Here is a 10,196-nt window from a genome sequence, read left to right as displayed (position 1 = left end):
CCTGACCCCATGCCGAACTCAGAAGTGAAACGCCGTAGCGCCGATGGTAGTGTGGGGTCTCCCCATGTGAGAGTAGGGAACTGCCAGGCATCAAATTAAGTAGTAAGCCGGTGCATATATCCGGTGGTTACAGCAGTCTTCGGTGGAGCGGTAGTTCAGTCGGTTAGAATACCTGCCTGTCACGCAGGGGGTCGCGGGTTCGAGTCCCGTCCGTTCCGCCACTTATTAAGACATTAAGCCTGCCTTGTTGGCAGGCTTAATGGCAAAAAACTTTAGGGGCGTAGCTCAGTTGGTAGAGCACCGGTCTCCAAAACCGGGTGTCGCGAGTTCGAGTCTCTCCGCCCCTGCCAAATATAATCCTTTGCTTCGGCAAAGGATTTTTTTTGCCTGAAATACTGCAGAAAATTCTCTTCTTAATTTTCAGCCAGCATCCCTGCTGGCTGATGCATCAATCCATTACATTGATTTTTAACAGATCTTTTATCTGTGATTGCTTATCACTGTTTTGCAGCCAAATTGCATACAGCGGCCTGGTAAGCGTGGTTGAATCCATCACGGTGTGCAGCCCTGCTTTAGTGTCTGCCCAGCGAACAGGTAACCAGGTACAACCTTTCAGCAGGGGCAGCTGCTGGCAGGCGATCTCTGCCGAGCTGGTCGTTAACTGCGGAACATCATCAGGTGCAATCAGTCCCGTCTCGTGCTGCTGAAAATCCGGCCCCCATTCCAGGCGTAAATAGGTCAGGTCTGCCTTCATCATCGACGGTTCAGACGCATAAAGCGCCAGGCCAAACTGGCCCACAATCTGGCTGCTAAATTCGTCCATCTTGGGGGCTTCGGTTGTGATCAGAAGATCAAGCTGGCGCTCATGAAGTTGCTTAACCAGCGACTGCCGCTGTGCAATTCTCGCTTCAAATTGCAGGTGGCCGTGTGAATGATACAGCCGGGTAAGCCACTGACTTAGCATGCATTCCCACAGAGAAGCGCTGGCCCCTATCGAGAACTCATTGTGCCTCGAAGTATGTGCCACCTCTTTACGTGCCGCCTGCCAGGTATTCATGAGCGTTTCTGCGTACGGCAGCAGTTTCTCACCGGCAGGCGTTAAGCGAATATTGTTGCGATGGCGGGTAAAAAGATTCACACCCAGTTGATTTTCCAGCTGTCGAATACGAAAACTGACTGCTGACTGCGTCAGGTAAAGGGCTTCAGCTGCTCGCCCAAAGTGGCGTGTTCTGCTCACTTCAAGGAAAGTTTTAAGCAATTCCGTATCCACATCTTTCTCCGCAAAATTATTTGTCGTTATGATTTAAATGTTTTGTTTTACACTCTGTCAAGCGTAACTAATACTCCGCGCCATAAATAGCTCGGCCAAAGAATTAGGAGCGTGTAGGATGGCGGAAAGCTTTACGACGACTAATCGTTTTTTCGACAATAAACATTATCCGCGCGGGTTCTCTCGTCACGGCGATTTCACCATCAAAGAAGCTCAACTGCTTGAGCGCCATGGTTATGCCTTTAACGAGCTGGATCTGGGTAAGCGTGAACCTGCAACCGAAGACGAAAAACAGTTTGTTTCTGTTTGCCGTGGTGAGCGTGAGCCGGAGTCTGAAGCGGAACGTGTATGGATCAAATACATGGCGCGCATTAAGCGTCCAAAACGCTTCCATACGCTGTCTGGCGGCAAGCCGCAGATGGAAGGTGCAGAAGACTACACCGAGTCTGATGACTAAAATGAAAAGAAGGGGCTACGGCCCCTTTTTTTATGCCAGCAATTTCTGCAAATGCAGCAGCAAACGATCGATAGCGCGGTAGCTCAGCGCCTCCTGCAAATGTTTCCTCTCAATGTCAGTGCACCCCTCTACGTCAGCAATAGTTCTGGCCACCTTCAGCAAACGCTGCCAAGCACGTATGGACAGCCCGAACCGCGTCAACGTCTCCTCCAGCCATCCCGCATCTTCGACGTTAAGAGAACAAAACTGCCGGATCCCGACATTATCCAGCCGCGCATTCAGCCTGTTCTGACGAGCGTACTGCCGCGTCTGGGCTGCAATCACCCGCTCGCGTACCTCCGCTGAGCTTTCACCCGTTATGCTCGTTTGCCTGAGCAGACCCGGCGGGGGAAGGGGAATTTCGAGGGATAAATCGAAACGGTCAAGGAACGGGCCGGATAACTTACCCAGATAACGCAACGTCTGCTCTGGCGTACAGCGGTTATGGTTGCCCTGGTAGTGACCCGTCGGGCTGGGATTCATCGCCGCGACCAGCTGAAACTGTGCGGGATAGCTTATTTTGGCTCTCGTGCGTGAGATATGTATCTCACCGGATTCAATGGGCTCCCGCAGTGCATCCAGCACGCGGCGCTCAAATTCAGGCAGCTCATCAAGAAACAGAATGCCATTGTGTGCTAGCGAGATCTCTCCCGGCCCCGGAATCGCCCCGCCGCCGACCATTGCCGTCAGTGAAGCGCTATGATGCGGGGAACGAAAAGGACGACGGCGCCACTGTTTTTGCAACGACGTCGAACTGATAAGGCTATATATGGCGGCGCTTTCCAGCGCTTCATGATTATTGAGCGGTGGAAGTAACCCACTCAACCTGCTTGCCAGCATGGTTTTACCCGTACCCGGCGGGCCAATTAACAGAAGATTGTGTCCACCTGCAGCCGTAATCTCCAGTGCCCGTTTCCCTTGCTCCTGTCCCATAATCTCGCTGAGATCCTCTGGTGAATCCGCTATAGCATCATCACACTCCTCCGGCTCGGACAGTTCATGGCGCCCTTCCAGCCAGGCACAAACTTCCTGTAAATGCCCTGCGATGAGACACCCCTTCTCGGCGATAAGACTCACTTCTGATGCGTTTTCATTGGCGACAATGATTTGCCGTCCTGCTCGTATGGCTTCCAGCGCTCCCGATATCGCACCGGGAACGCCTCTTAACGCGCCTGTAAGCGCGAGTTCGCCAACGAACTCATACGAGCCTAGCCGTGTCGTATTAAGCTGCTCAGAAGCCGCGAGAAGGGCAATTGCGATAGGTAAATCGTATCGTCCCCCCTCTTTAGGCAGATCGGCGGGGGCAAGGTTGATGGTGATCTTCTTCGCTGGGAAGGTATAACCGCTATTTATTATTGCGCTGCGAACGCGATCCCTGGCCTCTTTAACCGTCGTTTCAGGTAACCCGACAAGAGTGAGTCCGGGTAGCCCATTGCTCAAATGAACCTCGACGGAAATAAGCGGTGCCTTTACCCCGAGAGCCGCACGCGTATAAACAACTGACAGTGACATTTGCACTACCTCCTGGTGTAACTATGCCAGCGCCGATTTTGTCTGTTTAGTGTCATTTTGCGAATGTACGCCACCCGTTCAGAGATTTTAAGCGCACACTGAAACCCTTGCATAACCGTGGAAACCTCCTCGCAGAATGTAAAAAGCCCCGTTTTGACGGTAAGAACAGCAGTGAAAAAATGAAAAATATTCATTTTCTAATTTCCGTATATAAAACAACGGTTTTAAGAAATATAATTCGCTGCCTAATCAAATCCGTCATAAATAAATCTTGTGTTTGATTTAAAAACTGTGATAACTCTTTAGGTATTCCTTCGAACAAGATGCAAAAAGAACTGAAAATGACAGCCCTTCTACGAGTGATTAGCCTGGTCGTGATTAGCGTGGTGGTGATTATTATCCCACCGTGCGGGGCTGCACTTGGACGAGGAAAGGCTTAGAAATCAAGCCTTAACGAACTAAGACCCCCGCACCGAAAGGTCCGGGGGTTTTTTTATGACTAAAAAACGAAAATGAGGAGCAGAGAATGACGACTAGCACAAAATTCTGTTTCTCCCGATTTATGACGGGGAACTAACTATGAATGGGGCACAGTGGGTAGTACATGCGTTGCGCGCGCAGGGAGTCGAAACCGTATTCGGTTATCCGGGTGGCGCAATTATGCCGATTTACGATGCACTGTATGACGGCGGCGTGGAACATCTCTTGTGCCGACACGAGCAGGGCGCAGCGATGGCAGCCATCGGTTATGCCCGCGCGACCGGTAAAACCGGCGTGTGTATGGCGACTTCAGGCCCGGGCGCAACGAACCTGATCACCGGCCTGGCTGACGCGCTGCTGGATTCCGTTCCCGTTGTCGCCATCACCGGGCAGGTGGCGTCTCCGTTCATCGGTACCGATGCTTTTCAGGAAGTCGACGTCCTCGGTTTATCGCTGGCCTGCACCAAACACAGCTTCCTCGTCCAGTCTCTGGAAGAGCTGCCGCGCGTAATGGCAGAAGCGTTCGACGTGGCAAACTCCGGTCGTCCCGGTCCGGTACTGGTTGATATCCCGAAAGATATCCAGGTGGCACTCGGCGAGCTGGAACCGCACTTCTCTACCGTTGAAAGCGACGATGCCTTTCCGGAAGCGGAAGTTGAAGAGGCCCGTCAGATGCTGGCCCAGGCGAAACAGCCAATGCTGTACGTCGGCGGTGGCGTCGGCATGGCGCAGGCCGTTCCTGCCCTGCGCGAATTTATCGCAACAACGCAGATGCCAGCGACCTGCACGCTGAAAGGTCTCGGTGCAGTCGACGCGGATTACCCCTACTATCTGGGCATGCTGGGGATGCACGGCACCAAAGCGGCAAACCTGGCGGTGCAGGAGTGCGACTTGCTTATCGCCGTAGGTGCCCGTTTTGACGACCGCGTCACCGGCAAGCTGAATACCTTTGCGCCGAACGCCAAAGTCATCCATATGGATATCGACCCGGCGGAGATGAACAAGCTGCGTCAGGCGCATGTCGCCTTGCAGGGCGATCTCAACGCGCTGTTACCAGCATTGCAGCAGCCGCTGGATATCAACGCATGGCGTCAGCACACCGCTGATATGCGCGCCGAGCACGCCTGGCGTTACGACCACCCCGGCGAGGCCATCTACGCGCCGCTGCTGTTGAAGCAGTTGTCCGACCGTAAACCGGCTGACAGCGTCGTCACCACCGACGTAGGCCAGCACCAGATGTGGTCCGCGCAGCACATGACCTACACCCGCCCGGAAAACTTCATCACCTCTAGCGGCTTGGGTACCATGGGCTTCGGTCTGCCAGCAGCCGTTGGCGCGCAGGTGGCTCGCCCTAACGATACCGTTATCTGTATCTCCGGTGACGGCTCCTTCATGATGAACGTTCAGGAGCTCGGCACCGTTAAGCGCAAGCAGTTGCCGCTGAAGATCGTCTTGCTCGACAACCAGCGTTTAGGGATGGTTCGCCAGTGGCAACAGCTGTTCTTCCAGGAGCGCTACAGCGAAACGACGCTCACCGATAACCCCGATTTCCTCACCCTGGCCAGCGCCTTCGGCATCCCTGGTCAGCACATCACCCGTAAAGATCAGGTTGAAGCGGCGCTCGACACCATGCTGAACAGCGATGGGCCTTACCTGCTTCATGTCTCAATCGACGAACTCGAGAACGTCTGGCCGTTGGTACCGCCAGGTGCCAGTAACTCACAAATGATGGAGAAATTATCATGATGCAGCATCAGGTCGCCGTACAGGCTCGCTTCAACCCGGAAACCTTAGAGCGCGTTTTGCGCGTGGTGCGTCATCGTGGTTTTCAGATTTGCTCTATGAATATGGAGACGGCCACTGACGCCCGGAATATCAGTATCGAATTAACCGTTGCCAGCCCGCGGTCGGTCGACTTACTGTTTAGTCAGTTATCAAAGCTGGTAGACGTTGCCCATGTTGCCATCTGCCAGAGCACAACCACATCAAAACAAATCCGCGCTTAAGCGTGACAGGACGAAAAAATGACGACAAAAAAAGCTGATTACATTTGGTTCAACGGTGAGATGGTTCGCTGGGAGGACGCGAAGGTCCACGTGATGTCCCACGCGCTGCACTACGGTACCTCCGTATTTGAAGGCATCCGCTGCTACGATTCTCACAAAGGGCCAGTGGTGTTCCGCCATCGCGAACACATGCAGCGTCTGCATGACTCAGCCAAAATTTATCGTTTCCCGGTTTCACAAAGCGTTGATGAGCTAATGGAAGCCTGCCGCGACGTGATCCGTAAAAACAACCTGACCAGCGCCTATATCCGTCCGCTGGTCTTCGTGGGTGACGTCGGTATGGGCGTGAACCCGCCAGCGGGCTATACCACCGATGTGATCATTGCCGCGTTCCCGTGGGGTGCTTATCTGGGTGCAGAAGCCCTGGAGCAGGGGATCGACGCAATGGTCTCTTCCTGGAATCGCGTGGCGCCAAACACCATCCCGACCGCCGCGAAGGCAGGCGGTAACTACCTCTCCTCATTGCTGGTCGGTAGCGAAGCGCGCCGCCACGGCTATCAGGAAGGGATCGCCCTCGACGTAAATGGCTACATCTCTGAAGGTGCGGGTGAAAACCTGTTTGAAGTGAAAGACGGCATTTTGTTTACGCCGCCATTCACCTCGTCCGCGCTGCCGGGCATCACCCGTGACGCCATCATCAAGCTGGCGAAAGATCTGGGTATTGAAGTGCGCGAGCAGGTACTGTCCCGCGAATCCCTGTATCTGGCAGATGAAGTGTTTATGTCCGGCACGGCGGCTGAAATCACGCCGGTACGCAGCGTGGACGGTATCCAGGTGGGCGAAGGCCGCTGCGGTCCGGTCACCAAACGTATTCAGCAAGCGTTCTTTGGCCTCTTCACCGGCGAAACAGAAGATAAATACGGCTGGTTGGATCAGGTTAATCACTAAGCATAAATTTGGGACGGCACGCACCGTCCCATTAAATAGTCAGACGGGAGTTAATAAAGCATGCCTAAGTATCGTTCAGCCACCACCACCCACGGCCGTAATATGGCGGGAGCCCGCGCGCTGTGGCGCGCCACCGGAATGACCGACGCCGATTTCGGCAAGCCGATTATCGCCGTGGTGAACTCCTTCACCCAGTTTGTACCGGGCCACGTGCACCTGCGCGATCTCGGTAAGCTGGTTGCCGAGCAAATCGAAGCCTCCGGCGGCGTGGCGAAAGAGTTCAACACCATTGCGGTGGATGACGGTATCGCGATGGGGCACGGGGGCATGCTCTATTCACTGCCGTCGCGCGAGCTGATCGCCGACTCCGTAGAATATATGGTTAACGCCCACTGCGCCGATGCGATGGTCTGCATCTCCAACTGCGACAAAATCACCCCGGGGATGCTGATGGCCTCCCTGCGCCTGAACATTCCGGTGATCTTCGTCTCCGGCGGCCCGATGGAAGCGGGGAAAACCAAGCTCTCCGACAAAATCATCAAGCTCGACCTGGTCGATGCGATGATCCAGGGCGCGGACCCGAAAGTCTCTGACGAGCAGAGCGACCAGGTGGAACGCTCCGCGTGCCCGACCTGCGGCTCCTGTTCCGGTATGTTTACCGCTAACTCCATGAACTGCCTGACCGAAGCGCTGGGTCTTTCTCAGCCGGGCAACGGCTCGCTGCTCGCGACCCACGCCGACCGTAAGCAGCTGTTCCTCAACGCCGGTAGGCGCATCGTTGAGCTGACCAAACGCTACTACGAGCAGGACGACGCCAGCGCGCTGCCGCGCAACATCGCCAGCAAGGCCGCGTTTGAGAACGCGATGACGCTGGATATCGCCATGGGCGGCTCCACCAACACCGTTCTGCACCTGCTGGCCGCCGCGCAGGAAGCCGAAATCGACTTCACCATGAGCGACATCGACAAGCTGTCCCGCAAAGTCCCGCAGCTGTGTAAAGTCGCGCCGAGCACCCAGAAGTACCATATGGAAGACGTACACCGTGCCGGTGGCGTAATCGGTATTCTCGGTGAGCTGGATCGTGCCGGACTGCTGAACCGTGACGTGAAAAACGTGCTTGGCCTGACGCTGCCTGAGTCGCTGGACCAGTACGACGTCATGCTGACCAAAGACGACGCGGTGAAAAAGATGTTCCGCGCCGGTCCTGCCGGTATCCGTACCACCCAGGCATTCTCGCAGGATTGTCGCTGGGATACGCTGGACGATGACCGCGCCGAAGGCTGCATCCGCTCGCTGGAACATGCCTACAGCAAAGACGGCGGTCTGGCCGTGCTGTACGGTAACTTCGCGGAAAACGGCTGCATCGTGAAAACTGCAGGCGTGGACGACAGCATCCTGAAATTCACCGGTCCGGCGAAGGTGTACGAAAGCCAGGATGAAGCGGTAGACGCGATTCTTGGCGGCAAAGTGGTGGAAGGCGACGTGGTTGTTATTCGCTACGAAGGGCCGAAAGGCGGCCCGGGCATGCAGGAGATGCTCTACCCAACCACCTTCCTGAAATCTATGGGACTCGGTAAGGCGTGTGCGCTGATTACCGACGGGCGTTTCTCCGGCGGTACCTCCGGCCTCTCTATCGGCCACGTTTCCCCTGAAGCGGCAAGCGGCGGCAACATTGCCATCATCGAAGATGGCGACCTGATCGAAATCGACATTCCGAATCGCGGCATTCAGCTGAAGCTGAGCGACCAGGAAATTGCGGCCCGTCGTGAAGCGCAGGAAGCCCGAGGCGACAAAGCCTGGACGCCGAAAGACCGCCAGCGTGAAGTCTCCTTCGCCCTGCGCGCCTACGCGAGCCTTGCCACCAGTGCAGATAAAGGCGCGGTGCGCGATAAATCTAAACTTGGGGGCTAATGATGGCCGAGTCACAACCCTTATCCGCCGCCCCTGAGGGGGCGGAATACCTGAGAGCGGTACTGCGCGCGCCGGTCTATGAAGCCGTGCAGGTCACGCCCCTGCAGAAAATGGAAAAACTCTCTTCGCGCCTCGACAACATCATTCTGGTGAAGCGCGAAGACCGACAGCCGGTGCACAGCTTTAAGCTGCGCGGCGCCTACGCGATGATGGCCGGGCTGACCGACGAGCAGAAAGCGCGCGGCGTGATTACCGCGTCTGCGGGCAACCACGCCCAGGGCGTGGCGTTCTCGTCTGCTCGTCTGGGGCTGAAGGCGCTGATCGTGATGCCGGTTGCTACCGCAGATATCAAAGTCGACGCGGTGCGCGGTTTCGGCGGCGAAGTGCTGCTCCACGGCGCCAACTTTGACGAAGCCAAAGCCAAAGCGATTGAGCTGGCGCAGCAGCAGGGCTTTACCTGGGTGCCGCCGTTCGACCACCCGATGGTGATTGCCGGGCAGGGCACGCTGGCGCTGGAACTGCTGCAGCAGGATGCCCATCTAGACCGCGTCTTCGTTCCGGTTGGCGGCGGTGGCTTAGCCGCAGGCGTGGCGGTACTGATCAAACAGCTAATGCCGCAGATCAAAGTCATCGCCGTTGAAGCGGAAGACTCTGCCTGCCTCAAAGCGGCGCTGGATGCGGGTCATCCGGTGGACCTGCCGCGCGTCGGGCTGTTTGCCGAGGGCGTGGCGGTGAAGCGCATTGGCGACGAAACCTTCCGCCTGTGCCAGGAGTATCTCGACGATATCGTCACGGTTGATAGCGATGCCATCTGCGCGGCGATGAAAGATCTGTTCGAGGATGTGCGCGCGGTGGCGGAACCTTCCGGCGCGCTGGCGCTGGCGGGGATGAAAAAATACATCGCCCAGCACAACATTCGCGGCGAGCGTCTGGCGCACGTGCTTTCCGGCGCCAACGTGAACTTCCACGGTCTGCGCTACGTTTCCGAGCGCTGCGAGCTGGGTGAACAGCGGGAAGCGCTGCTGGCGGTGACGATTCCTGAAGAGAAGGGCAGCTTCCTGAAGTTCTGCCAGCTGCTGGGCGGCCGTTCGGTGACGGAGTTCAACTACCGTTTTGCCGATGCCAAAGACGCCTGCATTTTTGTCGGCGTGCGTCTGAGCCGCGGCGTCGAGGAGCGCAAAGAGATCCTCAACCTGCTGCATGAGGGCGGCTACAGCGTGGTCGATCTTTCTGACGATGAGATGGCGAAGCTGCACGTGCGCTACATGGTCGGCGGGCGTCCATCAAAGCCGCTCAAGGAACGTCTGTTTAGCTTCGAGTTCCCGGAATCGCCGGGCGCGCTGCTCAAGTTCCTGCACACGCTGGGCACGCACTGGAATATTTCACTATTCCACTACCGCAGCCACGGCACCGACTACGGCCGCGTGCTGGCGGCGTTCGAACTGGGCGAGCACGAGCCGGATTTCGAAACGCGGTTGAACGAGCTGGGTTATGAATGTCACGACGAAACCCATAACCCGGCGTTCCGCTTCTTCCTCGCGGGCTAAGGGACGAGCTGCATATAGGCCGGGGA

General features: G+C 56.4%; 10 protein-coding genes, 2 tRNA genes and 1 rRNA gene. 11 read left to right on the top strand and 2 right to left on the bottom strand.

Annotation, left to right across the window (positions count from 1 at the left end; all coding sequences use genetic code 11):
- The 3 genes from rrf to INF68_RS00385 form a co-directional block, all read left to right on the top strand.
- Positions 1-89: ribosomal RNA gene (rrf, locus tag INF68_RS00395) — 5S ribosomal RNA — on the top strand; the annotation flags it as partial.
- Positions 90-144: 55 nt separating this feature from the next.
- Positions 145-221: transfer RNA gene (locus INF68_RS00390), tRNA-Asp, on the top strand.
- A 53-nt stretch (positions 222-274) separates the two neighbouring features.
- Positions 275-350, top strand: a tRNA-Trp gene (locus INF68_RS00385).
- Positions 351-448: 98 nt separating this feature from the next.
- On the opposite strand, the gene hdfR is transcribed toward INF68_RS00385, so the two are convergent.
- Complete coding sequence (gene hdfR / locus INF68_RS00380) at positions 449-1,270, bottom strand: HTH-type transcriptional regulator HdfR (RefSeq protein WP_023309659.1); 822 nt, start codon at positions 1,268-1,270, stop codon at positions 449-451.
- A 118-nt stretch (positions 1,271-1,388) separates the two neighbouring features.
- On the opposite strand from hdfR, the gene INF68_RS00375 reads away from it, so the two are divergent.
- Positions 1,389-1,727 (top strand): DUF413 domain-containing protein, encoded by a 339-nt coding sequence (locus INF68_RS00375; RefSeq protein WP_023309658.1) that lies wholly within the window; start codon positions 1,389-1,391, stop codon positions 1,725-1,727.
- A 30-nt stretch (positions 1,728-1,757) separates the two neighbouring features.
- On the opposite strand, the gene INF68_RS00370 is transcribed toward INF68_RS00375, so the two are convergent.
- Positions 1,758-3,278 (bottom strand): YifB family Mg chelatase-like AAA ATPase, encoded by a 1,521-nt coding sequence (locus INF68_RS00370; RefSeq protein WP_126787361.1) that lies wholly within the window; start codon positions 3,276-3,278, stop codon positions 1,758-1,760.
- 341 nt (positions 3,279-3,619) lie between these two features.
- On the opposite strand from INF68_RS00370, the gene ilvL reads away from it, so the two are divergent.
- From ilvL to ilvA, 7 genes are all read left to right on the top strand, one after another.
- Entirely contained in the window at positions 3,620-3,718 is a 99-nt protein-coding gene (ilvL, locus tag INF68_RS00365; RefSeq protein WP_001311244.1) for an ilv operon leader peptide, read from the top strand.
- An 86-nt stretch (positions 3,719-3,804) separates the two neighbouring features.
- The gene (gene ilvX / locus INF68_RS00360) at positions 3,805-3,855 is read left to right on the top strand and encodes a peptide IlvX (RefSeq protein WP_166792073.1); all 51 of its coding nucleotides are present in this window, start codon (positions 3,805-3,807) and stop codon (positions 3,853-3,855) included.
- 2 nt (positions 3,856-3,857) lie between these two features.
- Positions 3,858-5,504, top strand: coding sequence for an acetolactate synthase 2 catalytic subunit (gene ilvG / locus INF68_RS00355; protein ID WP_048703488.1), 1,647 nt, complete (start codon positions 3,858-3,860; stop codon positions 5,502-5,504).
- Positions 5,501-5,764 carry an acetolactate synthase 2 small subunit gene (ilvM, locus tag INF68_RS00350; protein WP_109846502.1) on the top strand — a complete coding sequence of 88 codons (264 nt, stop codon included), beginning with the start codon at positions 5,501-5,503 and terminating at the stop codon, positions 5,762-5,764. Before ilvG ends, ilvM begins: the two co-directional genes overlap by 4 nt.
- An 18-nt stretch (positions 5,765-5,782) precedes the next feature.
- Positions 5,783-6,712, top strand: a complete 930-nt coding sequence (ilvE, locus tag INF68_RS00345; RefSeq protein ID WP_023309654.1) for a branched-chain-amino-acid transaminase — start codon at positions 5,783-5,785, stop codon at positions 6,710-6,712.
- A 60-nt stretch (positions 6,713-6,772) separates the two neighbouring features.
- Positions 6,773-8,623: a dihydroxy-acid dehydratase gene (gene ilvD, locus INF68_RS00340; protein WP_109846501.1), complete on the top strand. Its 1,851-nt coding sequence runs from the start codon at positions 6,773-6,775 to the stop codon at positions 8,621-8,623.
- Positions 8,624-8,625: 2 nt separating this feature from the next.
- The gene (ilvA, locus tag INF68_RS00335) at positions 8,626-10,170 is read left to right on the top strand and encodes a threonine ammonia-lyase, biosynthetic (protein WP_126787384.1); all 1,545 of its coding nucleotides are present in this window, start codon (positions 8,626-8,628) and stop codon (positions 10,168-10,170) included.
- Positions 10,171-10,196: the final 26 nt, after the last annotated feature.

This window comes from Enterobacter cloacae complex sp. P16RS2, from assembly GCF_014982155.1.
In the GTDB taxonomy this organism is placed as follows: Bacteria; Pseudomonadota; Gammaproteobacteria; order Enterobacterales; family Enterobacteriaceae; genus Enterobacter; species Enterobacter cloacae_M.
The sequence above is the reverse complement of the archived record's forward strand: the minus strand, read 5'-3'. Positions and strand labels throughout refer to the sequence as shown.

Coding starts and splice junctions, on each gene's coding strand:
- INF68_RS00375 (WP_023309658.1), top strand. CDS start 1,389: ATGGCGGAAAGCTTTACGACGACTAATCGTTTTTTCGACAATAAACAT.
- INF68_RS00370 (WP_126787361.1), bottom strand. CDS start 3,278: ATGTCACTGTCAGTTGTTTATACGCGTGCGGCTCTCGGGGTAAAGGCA.
- ilvL (WP_001311244.1), top strand. CDS start 3,620: ATGACAGCCCTTCTACGAGTGATTAGCCTGGTCGTGATTAGCGTGGTG.
- ilvG (WP_048703488.1), top strand. CDS start 3,858: ATGAATGGGGCACAGTGGGTAGTACATGCGTTGCGCGCGCAGGGAGTC.
- ilvM (WP_109846502.1), top strand. CDS start 5,501: ATGATGCAGCATCAGGTCGCCGTACAGGCTCGCTTCAACCCGGAAACC.
- ilvE (WP_023309654.1), top strand. CDS start 5,783: ATGACGACAAAAAAAGCTGATTACATTTGGTTCAACGGTGAGATGGTT.
- ilvD (WP_109846501.1), top strand. CDS start 6,773: ATGCCTAAGTATCGTTCAGCCACCACCACCCACGGCCGTAATATGGCG.
- ilvA (WP_126787384.1), top strand. CDS start 8,626: ATGGCCGAGTCACAACCCTTATCCGCCGCCCCTGAGGGGGCGGAATAC.